Here is a 25730-nt window from a genome sequence, read left to right as displayed (position 1 = left end):
TGGTCATGCCCGCCGCGCTCCGTCGGGATCGCCCTGCCGGGCGCGGTAGGCGGCGACCGCATTGCGGTTGGTACACGCCGTGGAGCAGTACCGCCGCGATCGGTTGCGGGACAGGTCGAGGACGACGGCGTCACAGCCCTCGTCGGCGCAGATCGCGAGGCGCGACAGGTCATCGGCACGGATCACGTCGATCAGCGCCATCGCGGTTTCGACCATGATCCTCTCGGCCAACGGCGCGTCGTCGTCGATGGCATGCAGATGCCAGTCGGTCTGCCCGTGCCGGACCAGCTGAGGCAGCGCCCGGTGCCGGCGTAGGACCGTGTTGACCAGGTCGACGGCGTCGTCGCGGTCGGCCAGCAGCAGCGCCCGCAGACGCGGTCGGATGGCCCTAACGCTGTCGAGTTCGGCGCGATCGCCGACGCGTCGGCCGGTGTAACCGAAGCGCTCCCAGTACGCGTCGAGGTCGGCGATCGTCTCGAAGGTGTCCGGCGGCGACGCCGAGTTGGCCAGGGTGACCGCCGCCTGCAGCGCCAGATCCACGTCATCACCGAAAATCATGTTGACACATTACCGAATCGGACCCTAGCGTCATTCGTCATGAGCTCATTGACCAATGACCCCACGTTCGACACCCGGGTCAGATCGGGGTTGGTGCTGGCGGTCATCTCCGCGGTCAGCTTCGGCATCTCCGGCGCACTGGCGACGCCGTTGCTGGCGGCCGGGTGGAGTCCCGGCGCCGTGGTCGGCATCCGTATCGGACTCGGCGGACTGGCGCTCATCCCCTTCGCGGTGCGCGATCTTGGCGGCTGGTCGCAGCTGCGTCCGGCCCGGCTCGTCTCCATCCTGGGCGCGCACGGCAAGACCATCGCACTGTATGGATTGCTCGGCATCGCCGCCGCCCAGTTCTGCTATTTCTCGGCGATCCAGACGATGGACGTCGGTCCCGCGTTGCTGATCGAGTACACCGCGCCGGTCGTCGTGGTCGGGTGGATGTGGGCCGTCCACCGGCAGCGGCCGACCCGGTGGGCGGTCGCCGGAATCGCAATCTGCGCGGTCGGTCTCGTCCTCGTCCTCGATCTCCTCGGCGCGGCATCGATCGATCCGGTCGGCGCACTCTGGGCCGTGGGAGCCATGATCGGCGCGGCCGGCTACTTCCTGATCTCGGCCCACCAGCACGACGACCTGCCGCCCGCCGTGCTGGCAACCGGCGGAATGATCTTCGCCGCACTGCTTTTGGGCATGCTCGGGGTGGTGGGAGTGCTACCGATGACCGCCGGTCAGGCCACCGCACATTTCGCCGGATTCGCCGCGCCGGCCTGGTCGGTGCTGGTCGGACTCGCCCTCATCTCCGCGGCCACCGCATATCTCACCGGCATCGGCGCGGCCCGGCGCCTGGGTGCGCGACTCGCCTCGCTGATCGCGTTGCTGGAGGTGCTCGCCGCCGTGGTGTGGGCGGCGGCACTGCTCGGCCAGATTCCCGCGCCGGCCCAGATCCTCGGTGGAGTGCTGATCATCTGCGGTGTGGTCGCGGCCAAGATGGGCGAACCGCGTGCGGTCGCTCAGTCGTCGGGGCCCTCGGCCGTGCTGGGCTCGGTGGGTTCGCCCCGGTCTGGTCCAGCCCGTTCGGGTTCAACGTAATCGGGTCCCACCAACTCCGGATCGGGGTCAAGGCGGGTCAGTCCGTTCCAGCACAGATTCACCAGGTGTGCGGCGACAACCTCTTTGGAGGGTTCCCGGACATCGAGCCACCACTGCGCGGTCACCGACACCATGCCGACGAGCGCCTGGGCATAGAGCGGCGCCAGTTTCGGATCGAATCCACGTCGCTCGAAGTCGCCCGCCAGGATGTGCTCGACCTGGCTGATCGCATCGTTGAGCAGGCTCGAATAGGTGCCGGCGCTGGTGCTCTCGCCACGGACGAGGATGCGGAAGCCGTCGGTGCGTTCCTCCATGTAAGTGAGTAGCGCGAGCGCCACCTGCTGGATGCGGTACAGCGAGCGGTTGCGCGACAGCGACGACGTCACCATCTCCAGCAACGTCTCCATCTCGCGGTCCACCACCACCGCGTAGAGACCCTCCTTGCCGCCGAAATGTTCGTAGACGATCGGCTTGGACACACCGGCCCGCTGCGCGATCTCCTCGATGGAGGTGGCCTCGAATCCGCGTTCGGCGAACAATCCCCGCGCGACCTCGATGAGCTGCAGGCGACGCTGCGCACCGGTCATCCGCGCGCGTGGTGCGCGCCGGACCTCGTCGGTCTTGTCGGTGGGGCGACTGACTGCCATGGCGTCCACGATAACGATGGCAAGTCGGACATATCGGTTCACGCCGAATCAAATTGCGCCGATCGTGATCACTTCGATATCTGCGCAGGTCACCAAGGGTTCCACGACCGGCAAAGGTGATGGCAGCCGGCCGGGTTCGCGGTTTTCGCCGGTGCCGACCGACCCCAATGGATAGGGTCGAAGTCCTGTCACTTATCGAAAACTCGCAAATCGTCTGATCCAGAAGGGATGTCCGTGAACCTCTGGGACTACATCAGCGAGCACGCGAGCACACTGACGTTTCTCACCTACCAGCACGCCTCACTGGCGTTTCAGACCGTTCTGGTCGGAACCGTGATTGCGATCGTCATTGCGGTGATCGTGTACCGACTGCCGCTGGCGTCGGCGCTCACGCTGACCTCGAGCCGTGTCGCTCTCACCATTCCGTCCCTGGCGCTGTTGGCGCTGCTGATCGTGCCGTTCGGTCTCGGTGTCGTCCCGTCGTTCGTCATGTTGGCGTTCTTTGCGACGATGCCGGTGATCGGCAACGCCATCGTCGGCCTGCGGTCGGTGCCACCGTCGGTGATCGAGGCCGCCCGCGGGATCGGGCTGTCCCGCTGGCGAATCCTGGTCAGCGTCGAACTCCCGATCGCGTGGCCGGTCATCCTCACCGGGATTCGGGTGTCGACGCAGATGATCGTCGGCATCGCCGCGATCGTCGCCTACGTCCTCGGTCCCGGGCTGGGATCGCTGATCTTCAGCGGGCTTTCGCGCCTCGGCGGCGCCAACGCCCTGGAGATGGCGCTGACCGGCACCATCCTGATCGTCATCGTGGCCCTAGTATTCGACGCTCTGCTCGTACTACTCGGCCGGTTCACCATCTCGAGGGGACTGAAATGACCCAGCCAACCTCCGAACGCACCGTCACCGGGGCGTCCATCGCCCTCGACGGCGTCATGAAACAGTATCGGGGACAAAGCGTTCCGGCGGTCGAACGTCTCGACCTGGACATCGAGGCCGGTCACATCGTGGCGTTTGTCGGCCCGTCGGGCTGCGGCAAGACGACGACCCTGAAGATGATCAACCGGCTGATCGAGCCCAGCGCCGGCCGCATCCTCATCGACGGCCGTGACGTCACCAAGGAGAACCCGGACAAGCTGCGCCAATCCATCGGCTATGTCATCCAGTCCGGTGGGCTGTTCCCGCACTGGGACGTCACCAAGAACATCGGGGCGATCCCCCGGGTCCTCGGCTGGGACAAGAAGCGCATCACCGAACGCACCGAGTATCTTCTCGACCTCGTCGGACTCGACGCCGCGGACTTCGCCCACCGCCTGCCCAAGGACATGTCCGGCGGTCAGCAGCAGCGCGTCGGGGTGGCCCGCGCGCTGGCCGCCGATCCGCCGGTGCTGCTGATGGACGAGCCGTTCGGTGCGGTGGACCCGATCACACGAGTCCGCTTGCAGGACAGTCTGATCGGCATCCAGAAAGAGTTGGGTAAGACCATCGTGGTGGTCACCCACGACTTCGAGGAGGCCACGAAGCTCGGCGACAAGGTGCTCATCTTCTCCCAGGGCGGTCACATCGAGCAGTACGCACCACCTGAGGAGATCCTCGCCAACCCCGCGACCCCGTTCGTCGAGGAGTTCATCGGATCCGGAGCCACGCTCGCGCAACTCACCCTGTCGCGGGTGCGTGACGTCCCGCACGACGAGGTCGTCACCGCGGTCGTCGGATCGCCGGCGCACGAGGCACTCTCCCGGGCGAGAGCGGCCGGACACAAGTGGCTGGTGGTCGTCGACCGGCATGGCCGACCACGTGCCTGGCCGTCGGTGGAGGAAGTGTCCGCGCGCAAGGAGATCTCCGACTACCTCGACCCGCGCCTACCGGTGGTCGCCTCGTCGTCGACCCTCAACGACGCCCTCGACTCGATGCTGGCCGCCAGTCAGGGCGGCACCCTGGTCACCGACTCCCGCGGCAGCGTGATCGGGGCATTGGGTATCACATCGGTGATGGAGATCATCCAGGGACAATTGGCGCACGCGCGTGAGGAAGAGGATCACCTCTCCTACGCCGACCACAAGCCGGGCACCGGCCCGATCGAGACACCGATCGTCGCCGCCATCGACGACGATGATGACCAGACCACCACCGAACCGAACACGGCCTCACCGTCATGAAGTCGACGGTGACGCGGTTCCGGCAACTGCCGATGGATGTGTGGTTTGAACCATTGCTCATCGTGGTCATCGGCGTCGGTTATGTGACCTGGTATCAGACAACCACATTCACCGAAACCGAGAGCGCGGCGCTGTCCTGGTCGACCCTGCAGAACACCATTCTCGATCACATCCGGTTGACCGTGGTGGCGACGGTCATCGTGGTCGTCATCGCTATTCCGCTCGGAATCCTGTTGACCCGGCCGTCGATGCGCTGGCTCAACCCGATCGCGGTGAACATCGCCAACATCGGTCAGGCCGCACCGGCGGTGGGCCTGCTGGTGTTGTTCACCTTCTGGCTCGGTACCGGATTCCGCACAGCGGTGGTCGGTCTCGTCGTCTACGCAATCCTGCCGATCCTACAGAACACGATCGTCGGTCTGCGGCAGGTGGATCAACGCACCGTCGAGGCGTCGCGGGGCATCGGCATGTCGGCGGCCCGAACGTTGATCCTGGTGGAGCTGCCCCTCGCGGTCCCGGTGATACTCAACGGCGTTCGCACCGCGTTGGTGATCCTGGTCGGTACCGCCACGCTATCCACCTTCATCGGCGCCACCAGCCTGGGCACCCTGATCACCACCGGCGTCACCCTGTTCCTGCCCAAACTGTTGATCTCCGGCGCCATCCTGGTGGGCCTGCTCGCCCTGATCATCGACTGGCTCGGCCGGTTGGTGGAACTCGTCGCCACACCCCGGGGGATCTGATGACGACTCGACGCCGAGGGCGCCACCTCCTACTACTGGCGCTGGCGATCTGTGCGACGGTGCTGGCCGGTTGCGGGCTCGTCAGCTCGTCGGGCACGTTCAAGAAGGCATCGCTGCCCGATGGCGCGAGCCCTCTCAAGGGCGCCGAGATCACGGTCACGTCAAAAAATTTCACCGAGAGCATCCTGCTCGGCAAGATCGCGGCCACCTACCTGGCCGCGGCCGGGGCCGACGTCACCGACCTCACCAACGCACCGGGATCGGCGTCGAGTCGGCAGGCGATGCTCAACGGTGCCGCCGATCTCGCCTGGGAATACACCGGAACCGCCTGGGTCACCTATCTTCACGAGACCGACGTCATCGCCGACCCGCAGCAACTGTGGCAACAGGTCCACGATGTCGAACTCGAACAGAACAATCTGGTGTGGCTGCCACCCGCCAATTTCAATGACACGTACGCCTTTGCGGTGTCGGGTCCGACCGCACAGCGACTCGGCGTCACGACGATGTCGGATATCGCCAAACTCCCGGTCAACGAGCGCACCTTCTGCGTGAATGACGAATTCTTCTCGCGCCCCGACGGTTTCCTGCCGATGCTGCAGACCTACGGCATGCCGTACAACACGCCCGACGGCGTCCCGTCCGGCAATGTGACCCAGATGGATTCCGGCGTCGTCTACACCTCGACGGCCAAGAGCCAACCCTGCAACTTCGGCATGGTCTACACCACCGACGGCCGCATCAAGAACCTCTCCCTCACCGTGCTGGTCGACGACAAGCATTACTTCCTCCCCTACAGCGGCACCGTCGTCGTCCGCAAGGAGACCTTGGATGCGAACCCGGACATCGCCCCGTTGATGGCCACCATCTCCGAACGGCTCACCGATCAACTGATGCAGGAACTCAACGGCCGGGTCGATATCGACGGTGAAGACCCGTCCGACGTGGCCTACGACTGGCTCAAGAGTGAGGGCTTGATAGTTTGACGTCCCTCGAGTCGCCGGCACCCGAGGACGTCAGTCCGCAAGTCATCAGTCCGCAAGTCGTCAGTCCGCACGTCGCGAGGCGCAGGGGAATCATCACTGTAACCGGCCCCACCGACCATTCCGGCGAGGTGCTGGGTGATTACTCCTCGAACGCCTGCTGGGTCGCGGCGGCATGGGCGAGGTCTGGGACCCGAGCCACCCGACGGCGCGTCAGCCGCCCTGTTCCGACGCCCGGCGCTTCGCGTCGTGTTTGGCCCGCTGCATGGCTATCACCTGCTCGAACGTCATCGGCGGGACGTCGAGGGTGTTGCGCTGCGGGTCGGCCTTGATGGCGTCGAGGATCAGCCCGAGGTAGCGGCGCCAGACACCCGGTGCGGTCTCCTGGGTGGCGTCGGCCACCGCCGAGAGCATGGTGAAGATGGCGTAGAAGTCGGTGGAGGCCAGATCCGGCCGGACCACTCCGGCGTCGCGGGCCCGGGTGAACATCTGCTCCACCCGTTCCGACATCTGCGTCTTGACCGCGGTGATGTCGGGGTGCGAGTGATCGACCCGCATGATGATGGCGGCCAGCCCGCGGTCCTCGGCCATCGACTGGGCGAGCCAGGTGACCAGATCGACCACCGCCGCCCAGGGATCGTCGTTCTCCAGCGCCGCGGCGGTCTTGGCGTTCACGGTATTCAGGTGCTCGATGAGGACGCCGGCGATGAGTTCGTCGCGATTGGCGAATCGGCGGTAGACGGTACCCACGCCCACGTCGGCGGCCTCGGCGACCTCGTCGAGGGAGACGTCGAGCCCGCGCTGGGCGAAGAGCTCTCGAGCCGCGGCGATGATGCGCAGCCGGTTGCGTTCCGCGTCGGCGCGTAGGGGTCGGGTGGCCTCCGCGTCAGTGGTCATGGTCACAGTTTAGCAAACGGAGGAATCATCTCCGGTTGGGTGCCGTTGGCTGAGGGGTAACCGGAGGAAGCTCCTCCACCTAGCTTCAGGAGGCCGGAATGACAACCGTCTATTCGAAGAACGAGGAGACTTCGTCTCTTCCCGAAACCCCGGAGGCCCGACATCACCGGCTCCGGTGGGTGGTGCTCGGTGTACTCGCACTGGCCCAGCTGATGGTCGTGCTCGACGCCACCATCGTCAACATCGCACTCCCCCACGCACAATCGTCGCTCGGCTTCGACAACGCCGACCGGCAGTGGATCGTCACCGCCTATGCCCTCGCCTTCGGCAGCCTCCTACTCCTCGGCGGCCGCCTGTCGGACCTGTGGGGACGCAAGAACACGTTCATCATCGGGCTCATCGGCTTCGCGGTGATGTCGGCGGTCGGCGGAGCCTCGGTGAATTTCACCATGCTGGTGGCCGCACGCGCCGGTCAAGGCGTGTTCGGTGCACTTCTGGCCCCGGCCGCACTGTCCTTGCTGACCACCACGTTCGTCGACCCGGATGAACGCGGCAAGGCCTTCGGCATCTTCGGCGCCATCGCCGGTGGTGGCGGCGCACTGGGCCTGCTGCTCGGCGGCGTACTCACCGAGTGGGCCGATTGGCGCTGGTGCCTGTATGTGAACCTGGTGATCGCCGCGATCGCCCTGGTCGGAGCCGTCCTGTTCCTCGCCCCCCACAAGGCCGAACACCGCCCCAAGCTCGACATCCCCGGCGTCCTGACCGTCTCGGTGGCACTGTTCTCCATCGTCTACGGCTTCTCCCACGCCGAGACCCACGGCTGGTCCGACTGGGCCACCCTCACCTGGCTGGTGGTCGGTGCGGTACTCCTCGGCGTCTTCGTCTGGCTGCAATCGCGCACCGAGCATGCCCTGCTGCCGATGCGGGTCATCACCGACCGGACGCGCGCCGGCTCCTACCTCGCGGTCTTCATAGTCGGTATCGGAATGTTCGGGATCTTCCTGTTCCTGACCTACTACCTGCAGCAGAACCTCGCGTTCAGCCCGATCCGGACCGGACTGGCGTTCCTGCCGATGATCGCCGCCCTCATCCTCACCGCCACCACCTCGACCGCGGTCCTGCTGCCGCGGTTCGGGCCGCGCTGGCTGATGACCGCGGGCATGCTCATCGCCGCAGGTGGCATGGTGTATCTGACCCGGCTGAGCGACTCGAGTTCGTACACCACCGACATCCTTCCGGCACTGATCGTCATGGGCCTGGGCCTCGGTGCGTCGATGGCTCCGGCGATGCAGGGCGCCATCTCCGGTGTGCAACCCCAGGACGCGGGCGTGGCATCGGCGACGGTCAACACGATGCAGCAGGTCGGCGGATCCGTCGGCACCGCATTGCTGTCCACCATCGCCTCCAGCGCGGCGGCGGGCTACGTCACCGATCACGCCGCACACACGGCGAACCTGCAGCAGCTGTCACTGATGGCCGCGGTGCACTCCTACACGGTGGCGTTCTGGGTCGCCGCAGCAGTCTTCGCGGCCGGCGGCGTCATGTCCGCCGTGGTGATCCGCAGCGGTAAGCTGCCCGCCACCCAGGGGGACGAGATGGTCGTCGCACACTGACATGAGACATCGGCAATCCTGAGCCACGTCGTGCCCGGCATGAGACGACGGCCCGGCCATCATCACGATGGCCGGGCCGTCTGTCTGATCGACACGCTTCGTCGTCGGAGCACCTCGCCGCACCATGCGCGAGCATGCGGTGCACAGTGGCGCAATGCCTGGCGCACAGAATGATTGGAGCGATGTGTCGGGTTCGGCTCGTCGCCGGGCCGGGCCGGTGGCCATCCATACCCGCGCGTCGATGTCCACGACCTCGACGTGGAGCGGGTAGCGTACCGCGGAAAGCGATCCGTTGCCGCGGACCCGCCCGAGGCCCGGTGGGCAGGAGGATGACGCACGCCATGGGAAGCCCCGCCGACCGCAGCGGTTCCGTTCTGGGTGACTACACCCTGCAACGGCTCCTGGGTCGCGGCGCGATGGGCGAGGTCTACCAGGCCCGGGACGAACGTCGTGGACGCACCGTCGCCCTGAAACTCCTGGCCCAGCAGTACGCGGGCGACGCGATGTTCCGCGAACGGTTCCTGCGTGAATCCCGGATGGCCGCCCAACTCAACGATCCGCACGTCATCCCCATCCACGATTGGGGCGAGATCGACGGGCTGCTGTTCCTGGACATGCGGATCGTCTCCGGTGGCACGGATCTGCGGCATCTGCTCGCCGGCGGGCCGCTGGCACCCGAGCGTGCGGTGTCCATCGTCGAACAGGTCGCTCAGGCACTCGACGCGGCGCACGCCGCCGGGCTGGTCCACCGGGACGTCAAACCGGACAACGTCCTCATCGACAGCGGTGACTTCGCCTACCTCGTCGACTTCGGCCTCGCCCAGACCACCACCGATCCGCGGTTGACCGAAACCGGTGCCGCGGTCGGATCGTTCGCCTACATGGCCCCCGAACGTTTCGGCGCCGGCAACATCGCCACCCCGGCCACCGACATCTACGCGTTGACCTGTGTGCTCGTCGAATGCCTCACGGCCGCCGCGCCGTTCGGGGCGGGAGATCTCCAGGTACTCGTCGCGGCCCACCTCAACCAGCCACCGCCCGTGCTGGGCAGCCCGTTCGACTACGTCATCGCCCGCGGGATGGCCAAGAATCCGGCCGATCGTTTCGTCACCGCCGGGCAGATGGCGCAGGCGGCCCGCGAGGCGCTCGAGGGCCGCGTGTCGGTGCCACCGCCGGTGGCCGTCCCACCCCCGCCCATGCCGCGGTCCGCCCCGGCGGGGGTACTGCCACCGATCACCCATATTCCGCCGGTGACACCGGGCGCGATGAACCCCGGCCCGGTCAACCCCACACCGGCCGGCTACCAGCCGCCGCGCCGACCCACCGATCCGGCGACGACCCGCGCCGCCATCATCGGCGGCGCGGTCATCTTCCTGGTGTTCATCGTGTTGATCGTCGGGGTGCTGGTGGCCACCTTGTCGTGACCGGCTCCCTCGATCAGAGTCGGCAGCTCAGTTCGACGGCGGACGGGTTCGGAGTGCGGTGCCGACGCCACGGCACCACGACAGGTTCGGTAACCGTGAGCCGGCTGTCAGCGCCCGGGACCCGGCCACCTCAGGCCCGCTGCGGCGTCTCGGGCGGGATCGCGGCGAGCAGCCTGCGGGTGTAGTCGGTCGCCGGGTCGTGCAGAATCCCTGTGGCCGGACCACTTTCGACGACCCTGCCGTTCTGCATGACCGCCACGGTGTCGCTGATCTGCTCGACGACGGCGAGGTCATGCGCGATGAACAGGTAGGTCAGACCTTTCTCGGCCTGAAGACGTGCAAGCAACTCGAGGACCTCGGACTGCACCGACACGTCCAGCGACGCGGTCGACTCGTCGAGGATGAGAACCTCCGGGTCGGAGGCGAGAGCCCTTGCCAGACAGACTCGTTGACGTTGCCCGCCGGACATCTCGTGCGGGTAGCGACGCAGATACGAGGCGTCGAGGCTGACGTCGCCGAGCAGTTCCTCCGCACGCTCGCGCAGTGCGCCCTTGCCGGAGACCTGGCCGTGGGTCCGCAGCGGTTCGGCGATCGAGGCCGCCACCGTCATCCGCGGATCGAGCGAGGCACCCGGGTCCTGGAAGACCATCGACACCCGTCGACGCAGCACCGCGGCATCGTGACCGCGCACGCCGACCGCGTCGATGGTTCGGCCGTCGACCCGCACATCGATGCTTCCGCGCACCGTCGTCCCGCCGCCGGAGGTGATCAGCCCGGTGAACACGCCGGCGATGGTCGACTTCCCCGATCCGGATTCGCCGACGATACCCAGGGTGGTGCCTTGTGCCACATCGAGATCCACGTCGCGCACCGCATGCAGGGTGTCGCGACCCGTGGTGCGCCGCACGGTGAAATCGACGCCGAGGCCGCGCACACTGACCAGTGCGGGCGACGCGTCTCCGGTCTCGGATTCGGGTTCGGCGCGATCGCCGACCTTGCTCAGCAACGGCCGGGATTCGAGCAGTGTTCGCGTGTACTCAGCACGCGGGTTCGCGAAAACCTCGTCGACCGAGCCTGTTTCGACGACGGAACCCGAGCGCATGACGAGGACGCGGTCGGCGATGCGTCCGATGACGCCGAGATCGTGGCTGATCCACACCACCGCCATCCCGCGTTCCCGCTGGAGTTCGGCGACCAGGTCGATGATCTGGGCCTGGGTGGTCACGTCGAGTGCGGTGGTCGCCTCGTCGGCGATGAGGATCTCCGGGTCACAGGCGAGTGCAATGGCGATCATCACCCGCTGGCGTTGCCCACCGGACAGCTGGTGCGGGTAGGCGTGCAGTTTGCTCTCCGGATCAGGCAGATTCACATCGCGCAGGAGTTGCAGCGCCCGTTCTCGCGCTTGCGATTTGGTGAGTTTCAGGTGCCGACGCAGCCCCTCGGTCAGCTGCGATTCGACGGTGAGCAGCGGATTGAGACTCGACGACGGGTCCTGGAAGACGAATCCGACGCGGGATCCGTGTACCGCGCGCAGCGTCGCGTCGGAGGCGCCGATGACCTCGGTGTCGCCGATGCGCGCCGACCCCGAGACATGCGCGCTCGGCGCGTCGAAGAGTCCAGTGGCCGCCAGCACCGACAGGGACTTACCCGATCCACTCTCGCCGACGATGCCGAGGGTCTCCCCCTTGGCGACACCGAAGCTGTTGCCGTGCACGATCTCCCGTGGCCCCACGCCGACGACGAGGTCGGTGACGGTCAGGACCGTCTCGGCCGAGTCGTCGGTGCCGTCCTCGGGGACCGGGGTAACCCTCGCGCGGGCCACCGTGGGGCGGCGCCGCTTTCCGCGGTTGCGGAGCAGGGTGCGTTGGCGCGGGTCGAGGACGTCGCGGACACCGTCGCCGATGAGGTTGAACGCGAAGACAGTGAGCAAGATGGCCAGGCCGGGGAACACTCCCATCCACCAGGCGCTGGTGATGAATCCCTGTGCGTCGTAGAGCATCCGGCCCCATGACGGCTCCGGTGGCTGCACTCCGAGGCCGAGGAACGACAACGCCGCCTCGCTGAGGATCGCGAACGCCAGCGAGATGGAGGTCTGCACGACCACCGGACCCGAGATGTTGGGCAGCACATGGCCGAACACGATGCGTGGCGTTCCGACACCCATCGTGGTGGCGGCCTGCACGAACTGCGTCTGACGCACCCGCAGGGTGTCGGCGCGGGCCACCCGGGCGAAGATCGGGATGTAGACGATGCCGATCGCGATCATCGCCGAGGTGACACCGGGACCCAGGATCGCCACGATCGCCAAGGCCAGCAACATGACCGGGAAGGAGAAGACGACGTCGACGATGCGCATCAACACCGTGTCGACCACACCACCGACGAAGCCGGAGAACATCCCGAGGATCACACCGACGATCAGCGAGATCGCCACCGCCACGACGGCCACCCGCAGACTCACCGACGCGGCGAGCACGACGCGTGAGAACACGTCACGGCCGAGGTCGTCGGTACCGAACAGGTGCGACCAACTCGGTGCCGCGAGCGCGTCGGGCACGTCGATGTCGTTGGCGCCGTAGGGCGCGATCCACTGCCCGAAGAGCGCGCAGATGATCACGACGAGGATCACGATGAGCCCGGCGACCGACGCCCGGTTGCGCAGGAACAGTCGCCAGGCCGAGTCGGTGGGTTCCGTCGCTGCGGCGGTGGGCTCGTCGGGGGTGGGCTCGTCGGTGGCGGGCGGGTTGGTGGCGGTCATGACAGTCGAATCCTGGGATCGATGACGGCGTAGAGGATGTCGACGACGAGGTTGATGATCAGGAAGATCGCGGCAATCAGCAGGATGGCGCCCTGCAGGACCGGGTAGTCGCGGGCGGCGACCGAGTCGTAGACCAGGCGCCCGAGTCCAGGCCAGGCGAAGACCACCTCGACGACGATCACACCACCGAGCAGGGTGGCCAGTTGGATGCCGGAGATGGTGAGCACCGGGACCAGTGCGTTGCGTCCGATGTGGGAGACGAGGATTCGCCTGCGGCTGAGCCCCTTCGATTCGGCGGTCATGACGAACGGCGAGTTCGCGGCGTCGAGGATGGCGGTACGTACGTAGCGGGTCATGATGGCGCCGGTGACCATGCCGACGGTGATCGCCGGGAGCACCAGGTGTTCGATCCACGGTACGAACCCGGCCGAGATTGGCCGGTATCCCGCCGACGGTAGCCATCCCAGCGCGGTCGAGAAGACCGCGATGAGCAGGATGCCCATCCAGAAATCGGGCACCGAGATACCGAACTGGGACACCACGCGAATACTGTTGTCCGCCAACCGGCCTTCGCGCAGCGCCGCCCAGGTGCCCAGTGGGATGGCGATCACCAGGGCGACGACGATGGCGGCCAGGGCGAGGGCGATGGTCGCCGGCAGTCGCGAGAGCAGCAGGTCGGTGACCGATTCGCCGTCGCGGAAGCTGACGCCGAGGTCGCCGGTGAAGACATTGCCGATGTAGTGGACGAGCTGGGTCAGGGGTGGCTGATCGAGTCCGGATGCCTGACGTAGCGAGTCGTAGGCCTCCGGCGTGTACCGGGTACCCAGGGCGATGCGGACCGGATCACCGGGCACCACCTGGATCAGCAGGAACACCACCACGATCACGCCCAGCAGGACGATGGCGGTGTAGAGCAATCGCAGCAGGATGAAACGCACCAGCGGCCAACCAAATCCGTTCATACGGCCTGACTCCGATCCAGGTGTGCGCCACGGAAGCGGATCGCCTTGTCGGATCGGACGGTGTAGTCGCGCAGGGCGCTGCTGTAGGCCTGATTCGCCGACGGGTTGTACAGGTAGAGGTAACTGACGTCGTCGGCGATGTGGGCGGCGGCGTCGGTATAGATCTGTTTGCGCCGGGCCATGTCGAGTTCGACGCGGCCGGCGTCGAGGAGGCGGTCGACGTCGGGGTTGGCGTACTTCTGTGAGTTCGACGTTCCCTGCGAATGATGTTGGGCGTAGTAGTAATCGTCCGGATCGAGATTGCCGAGCCAGCCGAGCAGGAGTGCGTCGAAGGCACCCTGCGATTGGCGGTCGAGCCACACACCGAAGTCGAGTTGCTCGATGGTGACGTCGATGCCGACGTCGGACAGGTTGGAGGCGATCACCTGCGCGGCGGTCACCGTTTCTGGGTATTCGGTGGTCACCATCAATCCCATCGGCAGGGAGCCCACCCCGGCCTGCTTCAGCAGGTCGCGCGCCTTGTCGGTGGCGCCGTCCCGATCCAATCCGTCGGTGTAGCGGCCATATTCGGCGAACCACGGACTGGTCTTCGGTATGGCCAGCTGGTTGGGGGTGGCTGTGCCGTAACCGACGACCTGCGCGATGGACTTGCGGTCGATGGCGTACGCGACGGCCTGACGAACCCGCGTGTCATCGAAGGGCTTCTTGGCGAAGTTCATTGCCACGTACCAGTAGTCGTTGGCGACCACACTGCCGACGACGACGCCGTCGGTACTCTCCAGAATCCGGAGTTGTTGAGCGGGAATGGAATCGGTCCAGTCGATCTCACCGGAACGCAGCGCCGAGACGGCCGTGGTCTGCTGGGAGATGAAACTGTAGGCGACGCCGTCGACCCTCGGCGCACCACCCCAGTAGCCGGGGTTGGCCTTGAGGACGATCGAGGTCCCCGGTGAGCCCGAGTCGTAGGAGAACGGGCCGGTGCCGATCGGGTGGGTGGCGATTTGTCCGGATTCGACGTTGCGGCGGTTGACGATTGCCACTCCCTTGAAGCTGCCGATGGTGGACAAGAGATTCGGGCTCGGTGCCGTGGTCGTGATGACCACGTGCTGGTCATCGGGTGCGGCGATGGTGGCGATGTTCTCCAATCGCCATGCGCTGGACAGATCTTGATCGATGATGCGGCGATAGGAATACACCACGTCCTGGGCGGTCAGCGAATCACCGTTGTGGAAACGGACATTCGGCCGAAGAGTGAATGTCCAGATGGTGGCGTCCGGGCTGACCTGCCAGGACTGCGCCAGCGCCGGTTGCATCTCGAGTTTCTCGTCGGGTTCGACGAGAGTGTCGAAGACGTTCTCCAGCACCTCGAATGAGAAGTACGAGCTGGTCTTGTGCGGATCGAGTTGATCCGGCTCCCCGGCGATCGCCGCCCGAATCGTGTTGTCCGAGCTCGCCACACCGGACCCGGACGGCGCACAGGCGCCGAGTACCGTCGCGCCGGCCACGCCGACACCCGCGGCCGCCGCCACGGAAAAGAAGCGGCGACGACTCATCCCGGCAGTGAGGAAGTGGGCGGAATCGACTGATGACCTGCACGTTCGGTGCTCCGAGGTCATTGCGACAGCGATCCCTTCCGCGCCGAAGCACTTGTGGACGTTGCCTTTCACTCTGCCCGCGGATGGATCGCTGTGCAACCTCGGCGTGTCACATCATGGGATCGGCGAGCACGGCCGACCCCAGGAAAGCCGTGAACGAATCGACGAGCACTCCACCCTCGGCCGGCCCACGACAAGTGCGACATCCCGAGTCACCCGCTCGGTCAACGACTTCTCCGCGACTCCGTCGCCCGCCATGCCCCGCGGCAACAACGCCACCCCAAGACCGCGGCCGACGAGCCCGACGATGGAACCGAACTCGGTGATCTCAATGGCGATGGCCGGTTCGAAACCCGCCCGGCGACAAAGATCTTCGGTGAGGCGGCGCAGATGATAGCTGGGTGGGTTCGCAATGAAGGTCTCATCGTGCAACTGCGTCAACGACAGACGCGGCGCACTACACAGCCGGTGATCATCCGGCAGCACCGCCACAATCTCCTCTCACCCGAGGTGAGGTCGACGACGAGCTGTTGTCCGTGAGCTTGCTTGTGGTGCAACGTCACCCCGCGATGACGATGCCGGTAGGCGGCGAGGATCTCCGGGATCTCGCCGGCCCCCATGGTGAGCGGGAACCCGAAGCCCACGGTTGCGTGGTCGGGGTCGACGTCGGTCACGGCACCGCGGCCAACGCCCGAGCGCGCGGCGTCAGCGCGACCGATCGTCCTTGGGTGACCAGCAATGGGAACCCCAGAAGCCGTTCGAGCGCGTGTAAACGGCGACTCGTCGACGACTACGGAACTCCGAGTGCGCGCTGCGCCGGCGGGCTGGCAGTGAGTCTGCTGCAACGAGCCCGGGTGGACGAGGTTCGCGGTTATGGTGTGTTGCCGGTCGGCGCCACCTTCCTGCGAACGTCGAAACCCCCGATGGTCGGACGTCACGCGAGCAAGGTGTACGGCCAGGCCCCCATCGGCGCCCCACCGATGTCGGCCGATGAGGACCGGACGATCGCCGGTCTCCTGGGGCGCCTCCCCTGGAGCATCGACGGCCGTACCCATCATGTTCGACCCGTACGCCGGGCGTTCGGCGGCGAGTGGGAACTTCCGTGGCGCAACGTGATCGACGATGCGGCCCCCGCCTTTGAGTATCCCCCGACCACTGCGGCAGGGGTCGCCGAAGCGATCGCAGTGACAGCGATCGCTCCGGCTCACCTGACGGTTCGTCGCGGATATCAGACGTTCGCGGCGTCTGCGTCCCGACGAGGCAGCACCCATCCCGGCCGTGGGAAGTGGCAGGTATACCCGTTGGGGTAGCGCACCAGGTAGTCCTGATGCTCGGGCTCGGCCTCCCAGAACGGGGCCGCCGGCTCGATCGTCGTGACCGCCTTGCCCGGCCACAGTCCGGACGCGTCGACGTCGGCGATCGTCTCCCGTGCGATGCGCTCCTGCTCGGGTGTCACCGGAAAGATTGCCGACCGGTAGCTGCTGCCGATGTCATTGCCTTGGCGGTTCGTCGTGGACGGGTCGTGGATCTGGAAGAAGAACGCCAAGATGTCGCGGTAGGTCGTGCGTGCCGGATCGAAGACGATCTCGACGGCTTCCGCATGTCCGGGGTGATTGCGGTAGGTCGGATGATCATTGCTGCCACCGGTATAGCCGACGCGGGTCGCCAGAACCCCGGGTTGCCGACGGATGAGGTCCTCGACGCCCCAGAAGCATCCGCCGGCAAGGACGGCGGTCTCGGTTCCGGGAGTGGCGGTGATGTGTCCGGTGTCGTTGGGGCCACTGGTCATGATGGATCCTCCTCGGTGGTGGTTGCTGTTTCGGTCATCATCGGGTCGTCGAGCAGACGCCGGAACTGCCCGTACCCCTGCTCCTCGAGTTCGGCGACCGGGATGAAGCGCAGCGCCGCCGAGTTCATGCAGTAGCGCAGGCCGCCGTCGGTGCGCGGGCCGTCGGTGAAGACGTGACCGAGGTGGCTGTCGGCGTGGGCCGAACGCACCTCGGTGCGGGACATGAACAACGTGCGGTCGGTGCGGGTGGTCACCGCGTCGTCGCTGATGGGGCGGGTGAAACTCGGCCAGCCGGTGCCACTGTCGTACTTGTCGGTCGAGGCGAACAACGGCTCGCCGGAGACGACGTCGACGTAGATGCCGGGCTCGTGGTTGTCCCAGTAGGCGTTGCGGAACGCCGGCTCGGTGCCGTCGCGCTGGGTGACGCGGTATTGGTCGGCGGTGAGACGGCTCACGGCCTCGGGGGTACTGCGGTAGTCGGACACTTCTCTCCTCTCCGGTGCGCCGCTGGCTGCGGCGTCATCGAGAAGAACAGCGGGGCGTCCCGATTTGGTCCCGGGGTCTGTTGATCGAAGGAGACACCGTCCCACGCGGAGTTTTCGCAACCAAGCCCGGTCAGGTCGTGAAGGTCGGCGGGTGACCCATTTGCCTTACCCCGTCCACCGCCTCGTTGTCTTGTGAACCGCGGCGCGTCACGCGACGCTCGTCGCCGCGGTGGGAACGAGTGAGGCTGCGGACCTCCTCGGCATCTCGACTCAAGCTGTGCTCGATCGTCTTCGCGTGGCCCGATACTGATCGGGCTGAAAGATGGTCGGCAGTGCGGTTGCCGGTGTGGCGGTTCCGGTCAGACACGGCGCGCGGACATCTCGACGGCAGCACTCCGAACACCACGGACGCCATGTCGAACCCTGTTGAACCGAGTACCGCCGCGGCGGGCACGCACTGAGGCGACCACGGGCCGGTCCGATTCCGGGCCACCAGTGTCGGCAGACCCGCAGCGCGGCGAGTAACGCCAGAACCACGATGACTGTGAATACGGTTGTCTGCTGGGCGATTTGAGTGGTCACCTCGAAAACCCTGTTCGCCCGCGCTGTACCCCCACGCCCACGCGGTCATTGCAAAGCGAGCGTGACCACGCAGCAACCGCGTCAACGAGAACCGGACGCGTGAACCGCATCGGGGTGCACGGAGGGCGCACGGACCACATCGAGAGTTCGTCTGCACCCGCATCTACCTGCGGATACGTTGTTGCTCCCCCACCAGGACTCGAACCTGGAATGCCTGAACCAAAATCAGAAGTGTTGCCGATTACACCATGGGGGAATACTGCGGACACGATTGTGCCACAGGCACCGCGCGTGCTCCGCATCGATTCCCGCTCGCTCGTTTGCTACCCACGCACCTCGTATCGGTGCGCGGGAAGCAAACGGTTGCGCGGGAGCCGCCGAGCTCAGTCCTTCGGGCCGCCGGCGACGTAGATCACCTGGCCGGACACGAAGCCCGCACCCTCGCTGATGAAGAACGACGCGGTGTGCGCGATGTCCTCTGGGACGCCGGTGCGGTTGACCGGAATCTGGCTGGCGGCAGCCTTCTTGAAGTCCTCGAAGGGCACGCCGACGCGGGCGGCGGTGGCCGCGGTCATCTCGGTTTCGATGAAGCCGGGGGCGATCGCGTTGGCGGTCACACCGAACTTGCCCAGTTCGATGGCGAGGGTCTTGGTGAAGCCCTGCATGCCGGCCTTGGCGGCGGAGTAGTTGGCCTGACCGCGGTTTCCGAGCGCCGAGGTGCTCGACAGGTTGACGATGCGGCCCCAGCCGGCGTCGACCATGTGCTTCTGCGCGGCCTTGGTCACGTTGAACGCACCGCGCAGGTGGACGGCCATGACGGCGTCCCAGTCGTCGACGGTCATCTTGAACAGCAGATTGTCGCGCAGAATGCCGGCGTTGTTGACGACGACGGTCGGCGGGCCGAGCTTCTCCACGATGGTGTCGACGGCCGCCTTCACCGACTCCTCGTCGGCGACGTTGGCGCCCACACCGATCGCGGTGCCACCGGCGTCGGTGATGGCCTTGACGGTGTCGGCGGTGGCCGCCTCGTCGAGGTCGAGCACGGCCACGGCGAGGCCGTCGGCGGCGAGTCGCTTGGCGACGGCCGCTCCGATGCCGCGGGCCGATCCGGTGACTATTGCTGTCTTCTGTGCGCTCATCGACTTCCCTTCATTGGTCTTCGTCGAGTGTGATGTGAGTCCCTTTGGTTCTATCAGGCACGATGCGCGGCGGGGTACGGGGTCCGACCCGACCACAGATGTCGCTACTATCGGGCCGTTGCCGCGCTGCAAGGCAGCACCTGGCCGCCGCACACACCGTGCGCCGGGCCGGGCCGCCGAGAGGACCGGAGGCCTCCTTTGACATCGACGTCACCCACGACCGCCGTCATCGTTCTCGCGGCCGGTGCGGGCACCCGCATGCGGTCCAAGACACCCAAAATCCTGCACACCCTGGCCGGACGGACCCTGCTCGGGCACAGTCTCGATGCCGCCGCCGGAATCTCCCCGGCGTATCTCGTCACCGTGGTCGGACATGAACGTGAACTCGTCACCGACGAGGTCACCCGTGTCGGTGAACGCCTCGGGCAGACGATCCTCACCGCCGTCCAGGACGAACCGCACGGCACCGGACACGCCGCGCAGGTCGGACTGAGTGCGGTGCCCGACGACTTCGACGGCACCGTCGTCATCACCGCCGCCGACGTCCCACTGCTCGATCCCGACACCCTCGCGACGCTGGTGGACGCGCACACCGCCGACGGTGGCGCAGCGGTCACGCTGACGACGTTCGTCGCCGACGATCCCACCGGCTACGGACGCATCGTCCGCGACCGGGACGAATCGGTCCAGGCCATCGTCGAACACAAGGACGCAACCCCCGAACAGCTGGCGATCACCGAGGTCAACGCGGGTGTCTACGCCGCCGACGCCGCCACCCTGCGGGCCGCACTCGGCGAACTGTCCAATCACAACTCCCAGGGCGAGTACTACCTCACCGACGTCGCGGAGATCGCCCGCACGAGGGGCGAGGTGGTCCGCGCGTTCACCGTCGACGACCCGATGCTGGTCGCCGGCTGCAATGACCGCGCCCAGTTGTCCGAACTCGCCACCGAACTCAACCGTCGCATCGTGCGGCGCCACCAGCTCGCCGGTGTGACCGTCATCGACCCGGCCACCACCTGGATCGACGTCGACGTCACCATCTCCGCCGATGTGACCATCGACCCGGGAACCCAGCTACACGGGCGCACCACGATCGCCGAAGATGCCGTCGTCGGCCCGGACACCACTCTCACCGACGTGGTGATCGGTGCCGGCGCCCACGTCATCCGCACCCACGGCAGCGACGCGGTCATCCACGACGGCGCCTCCGTCGGCCCCTTCGCCTACCTGCGGCCGGGCACCGAACTCGGTCCGCACGGCAAGATCGGCACCTTCGTGGAGACCAAAAACGCCGTCATCGGCGCGGGCTCGAAGGTGCCGCACCTGACCTACGTCGGCGACGCCCGCATCGGTGACGAGTCGAACATCGGCGCATCGAGCGTGTTCGTCAATTACGACGGGGTGAACAAACACCAAACGGTGATCGGTTCGAATTGCCGCACCGGGTCTGACAACATGTTCGTCGCACCCGTGCAGGTCGGTGACGGCGCGTACACCGGTGCGGGTACCGTCGTGCGGGAAAACATCCCGGCCGGCGCACTCGCGGTGTCGGCGGGCGCACAACGCACGATCGAGGACTGGGTGATCCGGAAGCGGCCCGGAACCGCGGCGGCCACGGCCGCCGAAGCGGCCGGCGAGCAACCTTCACCCCCGACCACCGACTGACCGAGCACGACCCACCAGCCCCACCTCGAGTAGAAGAGTTTTCATGACCTGGACCACCGACAACCAGAAGAACCTGATGCTGTTTGCGGGGCGTGCGCACCCGGATCTCGCGCAAGCCGTCGCCGACGAGCTGGGCATCAAGGTGACGCCGCAGACGGCGCGCAACTTCGCCAACGGCGAGCTGTTCGTGCGTTTCGAGGAGTCGGTGCGCGGTTCGGATGCCTTCGTGCTGCAGAGCTGCCCGGCACCGCTCAACGAGTGGGTGATGGAGTCGCTGATCATGATCGACGCCCTCAAGCGCGGCTCGGCCAAACGCATCAGCGTGATCCTGCCCTTCTACCCCTACGCCCGCCAGGACAAGAAGCACCGCGGTCGTGAGCCCATCTCCGCTCGCCTCATCGCGGACCTGATGAAGACCGCCGGCGCCGACCGCATCATCACCGTCGACCTGCATACCGACCAGATCCAGGGTTTCTTCGACGGCCCGGTCGATCACATGCACGCCCTCGGGCAGCTCTCGGATTACGTGCGCGGCAAGTACGGCACCGACAACATCGCCATCGTCTCCCCCGACTCCGGCCGCGTGCGAGTCGCCGAGAAGTGGGCCGACGCCCTCGGCGGCGCCCCGGTGGCGTTCATCCACAAGACCCGTGACCCGATGGTCGCCAATCAGGTTGTCGCACACCGCGTCGTCGGCGAGGTCGAGGGCCGCACCTGTGTGCTCATCGACGACATGATCGACACCGGCGGCACCATTGCCGGTGCGGTGAGCAAGCTCAAGGACGCCGGCGCCGGTGACGTCATCATCGCCACCACTCACGCGGTGTTCTCCGACCCGGCCGCCGAGCGGCTGGCCAACTGCGGTGCAACCGAGGTCATCGCCACCGACACCCTGCCGATCCCGGAGGAAAAGCGGTTCGAGCAGCTCACCGTTCTCTCCATCGCCCCACTGCTCGCCCAGACCATCCGTGAGGTCTTCGAGAACGGGTCGGTGACAAGTCTTTTCGACGGCATCGCCTGACGCCGAGCTCATCTGAGCTCATCGGGACCGACGGGCCGTCGTCGACGATAATCGTCGATGACGGCCCGTTGTCGTGTCGCCGCCGACGTCCACCCTCGACGAGGAGACACATCACCCCGTGCCCGAGGAAACCCGCACCGATTCGGTGGTGACCGCGCGCGACTGGGCCGCGGTGACCGCATTGGGGTTGGCCGTCTTCACGATCACCACCACCGAGATCATGCCCATCGGCCTGCTGCAGCCGATGGCCGCCGATCTGGGCGTGTCCGAAGGTCTCATCGGTCTCACCGTGACGGTGTTCGCCTTCGTCGCAGCGGTGGCCGCACCAACGTTGTCGTCGCTGACCCGCCGCATCGACCGCCGCAGGATCGCGCTGGCGGTGATGGCGGTGTTCGTGGTCGGCAACACCCTCACCGCACTCGCCCCGAACTACGCGACGCTGGTGCTCGTCCGGGTGGTGATAGGCGTGGCCCTGGGCCAGATGTGGACCATCGTCGCACCGACCGCGGTGGCATTGGTCTCCACCCGTCATGCGGTGCGCGCCACCACCATCGCCTTCTCCGGCGTGTCCATCGCCTCGGTTGCCGGGATGCCGTTGGGCACCTTCATCGGCCAGTTCGCCGGTTGGCGGAGCGCCTACTGGGCGTTGTCCGGATTGTCGGCGATGACGCTGGTGGCACTCGCCGTGTTCATGACGCCGGTCGCACCGGCCGGAAGCCTGTCCCTGCGTCGACTGCCGTCGATGCTGCGCGAGCGCAACCTGCGCGTCACGATCATCGTCACCGCACTCGTCATCACCGGCGCCTACGCCGCCTACACCTATGTGACGCCGCTGATCGTGGACACCATCGGCATCGACGCCGACCTGGTGAGCGCGGTGCTGCTGGCGATGGGTGTGGCCGGGGTCGCGGGCAACTTCGCGGCCGGTGCCTTCCTCACCCGGACCCGCTCGATCCGCGGATCCCTCGGCGTCCTCGTGGGCCTGCTCGCCGTCGCCCTGGTCCTGGTGGTCGCCACGTCGTCGCTCACCCCGCTCGTCCTGGTGGTGCTGATGGTGTGGTCGGCGGGCTACGCCGCGATCCCCATCGGCCTGCAGACCACGGTCTTGCGTGTGGCGCCGACGCATCGGGAGGCGGCCACCACCATCTACTCGACCGCGTTCAATCTGTCGATCGGTCTGGGTGCCCTCGTCGGCGCCGTGGCGATCGACCGCGCGGGCTCCCTCGCACCGACGCTGATCGGCGCGATCTGCGCGGTCGCGGCCCTCGCGGTGACGTTGCGGCTGCCGACTAGGGTGTAGTGCGTGGACGCGACGATCTATCACAACCCGCGATGCTCGACCTCCCGCAAGACGCTGCAGAAACTGCGCGACGCCGGGATCGAACCGAGGATCGTGAAGTATCTCGACGAGCCGTTCACCCGGGAACAACTCGACACCCTGCTCGCCGATGCCGGGCTCACCGCAGCTCAGGCGGTACGCAAGCGGGAGTCGCTCTACTCCGAACTCGGTCTCGCCGACGCCGACGAGGAGACGTTGCGTGAGCAGATGGTCGCTCATCCGATCCTCGTCGAACGTCCCTTCGTGGTGACGGACAAGGGCACTCGATTGGCCCGCCCCATCGAGACCGTCGACGAGATCCTCTGACGGTCATTCGCTGACACTCGTACACACGACAATCCGGGCATAGCTCTCGGATTTCTCGACGCCTGTCATCCCCTGTGTTAGAACAGCATAGTCCAACTATTTAGCAACGCTAACTAGATAGGGGTGTGTCATGTGCGGTATCACCGGATGGCTCGGTTTCATCACGACCTACGCGACGAACGTCACGTCATCGACGCGATGACGGCGACGATGACCAAGCGAGGTCCCGACGACCGTGGGGTCTTCATCGACACCCACATCGGCCTCGGCCATCGCCGGCTGGCGATCATCGACCTGCCGCTCGGTCATCAACCGATGACCGTCGAGACCCCCGACGGCGTGGTGGCCATCGTCTACAGCGGCGAAACGTACAACTATCGGGAACTGCGCACGGAATTGCGTTCGCGGGGGCATCATTTCATCACCGACTCCGACACCGAGGTGGTGTTGCACGGCTATCTGGAGTGGGGTGCACACCTCCCCCATCACCTCAACGGCATGTTCGCCTTCGCGGCCTGGGACGGCCGTACCGACGAGTTGACGATGGTCCGAGATCGACTGGGAATCAAGCCGTTCTACTTCTCGGAGACCACCGACGGGGTGGTCTTCGGCTCCGAACCCAAAGCGCTGCTGGCCAATCCGCTCATCGGTCGCGACGTCGACCTCGACGGGCTGCGCGAACTGTTCGCGATGACCAAACAACCGGGCTGGGCGCTGTGGCGCGATATCCGCGAACTCGAGCCCGGTGCGATGGTGACCGTCAACCGCAACGGATGGCAGCAGCGCACCTACTGGACGCTGCCCGCTCGCCGGCACCGCGACTCCCTGGATCTGACCATCGACACGGTGCGCGATCTGCTCACCGACACCGTCGATCGCCAGCTGATCGCCGACGTCCCGCGGTGCGTCCTGCTCTCCGGCGGGCTCGACTCCAGTGCGCTGACCGGCCTGGCCGCCAAGCGTCTGGGTACCGAAGGGCAACGGGTGCACAGCTATTCGGTCGACTTCGCCGACCAGGAGGCCAACTTCATCCCCGACGAGATGCGCGACACCCCCGATGCCCCGTTTGTCCGGGACGTCGCCGCGCACGTGGGATCGATGCACCGCGACGTCGTCCTCAATCTCGCCGATCTCAGTGATCCCGACGTGCGCCGGGCCGTCATCGCCGCGCGGGACGTCCCCGCGGGCTTGGGCGACATGGACACCTCGCTGTACCTGCTGTTCCGCGCGATCCGGGAGGAATCGACGGTCGCCTTGTCGGGCGAGTCGGCCGACGAGGTGTTCGGCGGCTACCGCTGGTTCTTCGACGAGGCCGCCCGCACCGCACATACGTTCCCGTGGTTGGCATTTCAATCGTCGATGACCACCGGGCGCGACGCACTGCTCACCCCGGACCTGCGCCGCGAACTCGACCTCGACGCCTACGTCGCCGACCAGTACTCTGCCGCGCTCGAGGCGGTCCCCGTCGTCGACGGCGAGACCGGCGACGAGCGCCGGATGCGCGAGATCTGCCACCTGCATCTGACCCGAATGGTGCGGATGCTGCTCGATCGCAAGGATCGCGCCTCCATGGCGGTCGGACTCGAGGTGCGCGTACCGTTCTGCGATCACCGACTCGTCGAGTACGTGTACAACACGCCGTGGGCGTTCAAGACCTTCGACGGCCGGGAGAAGAGCCTGCTCCGCGAGGCCACTCGACATGTATTGCCGCAGTCGGTGATCGATCGCACCAAGAGCCCGTACCCGTCGACACAGGATGTGAAGTACGCGGAGTCGCTTCAGCAGCAACTCGCCGATGTGGCGGCCGACCGCGGTGATCCGGTGTTCTCGCTCGTCGATCACGACTGGGTCGGCTCCGCCGTCGACGCCGATGCCGCGACGCTGACCGGGGCGACCCGGACTCAACTTGATCGCACACTGGACCTGTTTCACTGGATCGACATGTACTCGCCGACCCTGCACCTCGCCTGAGGCGGGCACTC

General features: G+C 66.5%; 23 protein-coding genes, 1 tRNA gene and 2 pseudogenes. 13 read left to right on the top strand and 13 right to left on the bottom strand.

All coding sequences use genetic code 11. The annotated features are described in order from the left end of the window. Nucleotides 1-3: 3 nt before the first annotated feature. On the bottom strand, nt 4-558 hold the full coding sequence (locus ACWETB_RS14650; protein WP_449743499.1) for a CGNR zinc finger domain-containing protein: 555 nt from the start codon (nt 556-558) through the stop codon (nt 4-6). 39 nt (nt 559-597) lie between these two features. Here ACWETB_RS14650 and ACWETB_RS14645 point away from each other — a divergent pair, with 39 nt between their 5' ends. Next, nucleotides 598-1638 carry an EamA family transporter gene (locus ACWETB_RS14645; RefSeq protein ID WP_449743498.1) on the top strand — a complete coding sequence of 347 codons (1041 nt, stop codon included), beginning with the start codon at nt 598-600 and terminating at the stop codon, nt 1636-1638. On the opposite strand, the gene ACWETB_RS14640 is transcribed toward ACWETB_RS14645, so the two are convergent. Continuing rightward, the gene (locus ACWETB_RS14640) at nt 1560-2285 is read right to left on the bottom strand and encodes a TetR family transcriptional regulator (RefSeq protein WP_449743497.1); all 726 of its coding nucleotides are present in this window, start codon (nt 2283-2285) and stop codon (nt 1560-1562) included. The two genes, ACWETB_RS14645 and ACWETB_RS14640, sit on opposite strands and share 79 nt — an antisense overlap. 234 nt (nt 2286-2519) lie before the next feature. Here ACWETB_RS14640 and ACWETB_RS14635 point away from each other — a divergent pair, with 234 nt between their 5' ends. Genes ACWETB_RS14635 through ACWETB_RS14620 form a run of 4 tightly spaced genes read left to right on the top strand, consistent with a single transcriptional unit; the run spans nt 2520 to nt 6173 of the window. Continuing rightward, nucleotides 2520-3164 (top strand): ABC transporter permease, encoded by a 645-nt coding sequence (locus ACWETB_RS14635; protein WP_452211868.1) that lies wholly within the window; start codon nt 2520-2522, stop codon nt 3162-3164. After that, nucleotides 3161-4444, top strand: coding sequence for an ATP-binding cassette domain-containing protein (locus tag ACWETB_RS14630; protein WP_452211866.1), 1284 nt, complete (start codon nt 3161-3163; stop codon nt 4442-4444). The genes ACWETB_RS14635 and ACWETB_RS14630 overlap by 4 nt, the downstream gene beginning before the upstream one ends. After that, nucleotides 4441-5187: an ABC transporter permease gene (locus ACWETB_RS14625; RefSeq protein ID WP_452211864.1), complete on the top strand. Its 747-nt coding sequence runs from the start codon at nt 4441-4443 to the stop codon at nt 5185-5187. The genes ACWETB_RS14630 and ACWETB_RS14625 overlap by 4 nt, the downstream gene beginning before the upstream one ends. Beyond that, nucleotides 5187-6173 carry a glycine betaine ABC transporter substrate-binding protein gene (locus ACWETB_RS14620; protein WP_452211861.1) on the top strand — a complete coding sequence of 329 codons (987 nt, stop codon included), beginning with the start codon at nt 5187-5189 and terminating at the stop codon, nt 6171-6173. Before ACWETB_RS14625 ends, ACWETB_RS14620 begins: the two co-directional genes overlap by 1 nt. Before the next feature lie 210 nt (nt 6174-6383). On the opposite strand, the gene ACWETB_RS14615 is transcribed toward ACWETB_RS14620, so the two are convergent. Continuing rightward, nucleotides 6384-7067 (bottom strand): TetR/AcrR family transcriptional regulator, encoded by a 684-nt coding sequence (locus tag ACWETB_RS14615; RefSeq protein ID WP_452211859.1) that lies wholly within the window; start codon nt 7065-7067, stop codon nt 6384-6386. Nucleotides 7068-7165: 98 nt separating this feature from the next. Here ACWETB_RS14615 and ACWETB_RS14610 point away from each other — a divergent pair, with 98 nt between their 5' ends. Together ACWETB_RS14610 and ACWETB_RS14605 are read left to right on the top strand one after the other, a co-directional pair. After that, a complete protein-coding gene (locus ACWETB_RS14610; protein WP_452211857.1) occupies nt 7166-8680 on the top strand; it encodes a DHA2 family efflux MFS transporter permease subunit in 1515 nt (504 codons plus the stop codon). Nucleotides 8681-9021: 341 nt separating this feature from the next. Further along, nucleotides 9022-10104: a serine/threonine-protein kinase gene (locus tag ACWETB_RS14605; protein WP_449743491.1), complete on the top strand. Its 1083-nt coding sequence runs from the start codon at nt 9022-9024 to the stop codon at nt 10102-10104. Between the two features lie 130 nt (nt 10105-10234). Here the strand turns inward: ACWETB_RS14605 and ACWETB_RS14600 are convergent, their stop codons facing one another. The 6 genes from ACWETB_RS14600 to ACWETB_RS14575 all read right to left on the bottom strand — a co-directional run bounded on the left by ACWETB_RS14600 (nt 10235) and on the right by ACWETB_RS14575 (nt 16170). Next, nucleotides 10235-12862, bottom strand: coding sequence for a dipeptide ABC transporter ATP-binding protein (locus ACWETB_RS14600; RefSeq protein WP_452211855.1), 2628 nt, complete (start codon nt 12860-12862; stop codon nt 10235-10237). Further along, nucleotides 12859-13824: an ABC transporter permease gene (locus ACWETB_RS14595; RefSeq protein WP_449743489.1), complete on the bottom strand. Its 966-nt coding sequence runs from the start codon at nt 13822-13824 to the stop codon at nt 12859-12861. Before ACWETB_RS14595 ends, ACWETB_RS14600 begins: the two co-directional genes overlap by 4 nt. Then, complete coding sequence (locus ACWETB_RS14590) at nt 13821-15377, bottom strand: ABC transporter substrate-binding protein (protein WP_452211852.1); 1557 nt, start codon at nt 15375-15377, stop codon at nt 13821-13823. Before ACWETB_RS14590 ends, ACWETB_RS14595 begins: the two co-directional genes overlap by 4 nt. Before the next feature lie 156 nt (nt 15378-15533). Beyond that, a complete protein-coding gene (locus ACWETB_RS14585; RefSeq protein WP_449743487.1) occupies nt 15534-15911 on the bottom strand; it encodes a LysR substrate-binding domain-containing protein in 378 nt (125 codons plus the stop codon). After that, a complete protein-coding gene (locus tag ACWETB_RS14580; protein WP_449743695.1) occupies nt 15857-16093 on the bottom strand; it encodes a hypothetical protein in 237 nt (78 codons plus the stop codon). Before ACWETB_RS14580 ends, ACWETB_RS14585 begins: the two co-directional genes overlap by 55 nt. Further along, nucleotides 16090-16170, bottom strand: coding sequence for a hypothetical protein (locus ACWETB_RS14575; protein WP_449743681.1), 81 nt, complete (start codon nt 16168-16170; stop codon nt 16090-16092). Before ACWETB_RS14575 ends, ACWETB_RS14580 begins: the two co-directional genes overlap by 4 nt. Nucleotides 16171-16234: 64 nt before the next feature. Here ACWETB_RS14575 and ACWETB_RS14570 point away from each other — a divergent pair. Continuing rightward, nucleotides 16235-16405: pseudogene (locus tag ACWETB_RS14570) on the top strand (malate:quinone oxidoreductase); the annotation flags it as partial. Nucleotides 16406-16647: 242 nt separating this feature from the next. On the opposite strand, the gene msrA reads toward ACWETB_RS14570, so the two are convergent. The 4 genes from msrA to ACWETB_RS14550 all read right to left on the bottom strand — a co-directional run bounded on the left by msrA (nt 16648) and on the right by ACWETB_RS14550 (nt 19414). Beyond that, on the bottom strand, nt 16648-17208 hold the full coding sequence (gene msrA, locus ACWETB_RS14565; protein ID WP_449743486.1) for a peptide-methionine (S)-S-oxide reductase MsrA: 561 nt from the start codon (nt 17206-17208) through the stop codon (nt 16648-16650). After that, on the bottom strand, nt 17205-17693 hold the full coding sequence (gene msrB / locus ACWETB_RS14560; protein WP_449743485.1) for a peptide-methionine (R)-S-oxide reductase MsrB: 489 nt from the start codon (nt 17691-17693) through the stop codon (nt 17205-17207). Before msrB ends, msrA begins: the two co-directional genes overlap by 4 nt. A gap of 766 nt (nt 17694-18459) precedes the next feature. Then, nucleotides 18460-18531 (bottom strand) — tRNA-Gln (locus ACWETB_RS14555). 127 nt (nt 18532-18658) lie between these two features. Further along, nucleotides 18659-19414 (bottom strand): SDR family oxidoreductase, encoded by a 756-nt coding sequence (locus ACWETB_RS14550; RefSeq protein ID WP_348802903.1) that lies wholly within the window; start codon nt 19412-19414, stop codon nt 18659-18661. Between the two features lie 198 nt (nt 19415-19612). Here ACWETB_RS14550 and glmU point away from each other — a divergent pair, with 198 nt between their 5' ends. The 5 genes and pseudogenes from glmU to asnB all read left to right on the top strand — a co-directional run bounded on the left by glmU (nt 19613) and on the right by asnB (nt 25719). After that, nucleotides 19613-21082, top strand: a complete 1470-nt coding sequence (gene glmU, locus ACWETB_RS14545; protein ID WP_449743484.1) for a bifunctional UDP-N-acetylglucosamine diphosphorylase/glucosamine-1-phosphate N-acetyltransferase GlmU — start codon at nt 19613-19615, stop codon at nt 21080-21082. Between the two features lie 43 nt (nt 21083-21125). Continuing rightward, nucleotides 21126-22103: a ribose-phosphate diphosphokinase gene (locus ACWETB_RS14540; protein WP_449743483.1), complete on the top strand. Its 978-nt coding sequence runs from the start codon at nt 21126-21128 to the stop codon at nt 22101-22103. A 73-nt stretch (nt 22104-22176) separates the two neighbouring features. Beyond that, nucleotides 22177-23403: an MFS transporter gene (locus ACWETB_RS14535; RefSeq protein WP_452211848.1), complete on the top strand. Its 1227-nt coding sequence runs from the start codon at nt 22177-22179 to the stop codon at nt 23401-23403. Between the two features lie 3 nt (nt 23404-23406). Further along, complete coding sequence (arsC, locus tag ACWETB_RS14530) at nt 23407-23748, top strand: arsenate reductase (glutaredoxin) (protein ID WP_452211846.1); 342 nt, start codon at nt 23407-23409, stop codon at nt 23746-23748. Between the two features lie 130 nt (nt 23749-23878). After that, nucleotides 23879-25719 (top strand): annotated as a pseudogene (gene asnB / locus ACWETB_RS14525) (asparagine synthase (glutamine-hydrolyzing)). Nucleotides 25720-25730 lie beyond the last annotated feature (11 nt).

The organism is Gordonia sp. NPDC003950, assembly GCF_053605205.1.
Note: the sequence above shows the minus strand (reverse complement) of the source record. Positions and strands in the feature narration are given on the sequence as shown.

Excerpts from the sequence above, each read along its gene's own strand:
- ACWETB_RS14625 (WP_452211864.1), top strand. The coding sequence starts at position 4,441 with ATGAAGTCGACGGTGACGCGGTTCCGGCAACTGCCGATGGATGTGTGG.
- msrA (WP_449743486.1), bottom strand. The coding sequence starts at position 17,208 with ATGACCAGTGGCCCCAACGACACCGGACACATCACCGCCACTCCCGGA.
- ACWETB_RS14615 (WP_452211859.1), bottom strand. The coding sequence starts at position 7,067 with ATGACCACTGACGCGGAGGCCACCCGACCCCTACGCGCCGACGCGGAA.
- ACWETB_RS14600 (WP_452211855.1), bottom strand. The coding sequence starts at position 12,862 with ATGACCGCCACCAACCCGCCCGCCACCGACGAGCCCACCCCCGACGAG.
- ACWETB_RS14590 (WP_452211852.1), bottom strand. The coding sequence starts at position 15,377 with ATGAGTCGTCGCCGCTTCTTTTCCGTGGCGGCGGCCGCGGGTGTCGGC.
- ACWETB_RS14630 (WP_452211866.1), top strand. The coding sequence starts at position 3,161 with ATGACCCAGCCAACCTCCGAACGCACCGTCACCGGGGCGTCCATCGCC.
- ACWETB_RS14610 (WP_452211857.1), top strand. The coding sequence starts at position 7,166 with ATGACAACCGTCTATTCGAAGAACGAGGAGACTTCGTCTCTTCCCGAA.
- ACWETB_RS14645 (WP_449743498.1), top strand. The coding sequence starts at position 598 with ATGAGCTCATTGACCAATGACCCCACGTTCGACACCCGGGTCAGATCG.
- ACWETB_RS14640 (WP_449743497.1), bottom strand. The coding sequence starts at position 2,285 with ATGGCAGTCAGTCGCCCCACCGACAAGACCGACGAGGTCCGGCGCGCA.
- ACWETB_RS14595 (WP_449743489.1), bottom strand. The coding sequence starts at position 13,824 with ATGAACGGATTTGGTTGGCCGCTGGTGCGTTTCATCCTGCTGCGATTG.
- ACWETB_RS14605 (WP_449743491.1), top strand. The coding sequence starts at position 9,022 with ATGGGAAGCCCCGCCGACCGCAGCGGTTCCGTTCTGGGTGACTACACC.
- ACWETB_RS14620 (WP_452211861.1), top strand. The coding sequence starts at position 5,187 with ATGACGACTCGACGCCGAGGGCGCCACCTCCTACTACTGGCGCTGGCG.
- ACWETB_RS14540 (WP_449743483.1), top strand. The coding sequence starts at position 21,126 with ATGACCTGGACCACCGACAACCAGAAGAACCTGATGCTGTTTGCGGGG.
- ACWETB_RS14650 (WP_449743499.1), bottom strand. The coding sequence starts at position 558 with ATGATTTTCGGTGATGACGTGGATCTGGCGCTGCAGGCGGCGGTCACC.
- ACWETB_RS14550 (WP_348802903.1), bottom strand. The coding sequence starts at position 19,414 with ATGAGCGCACAGAAGACAGCAATAGTCACCGGATCGGCCCGCGGCATC.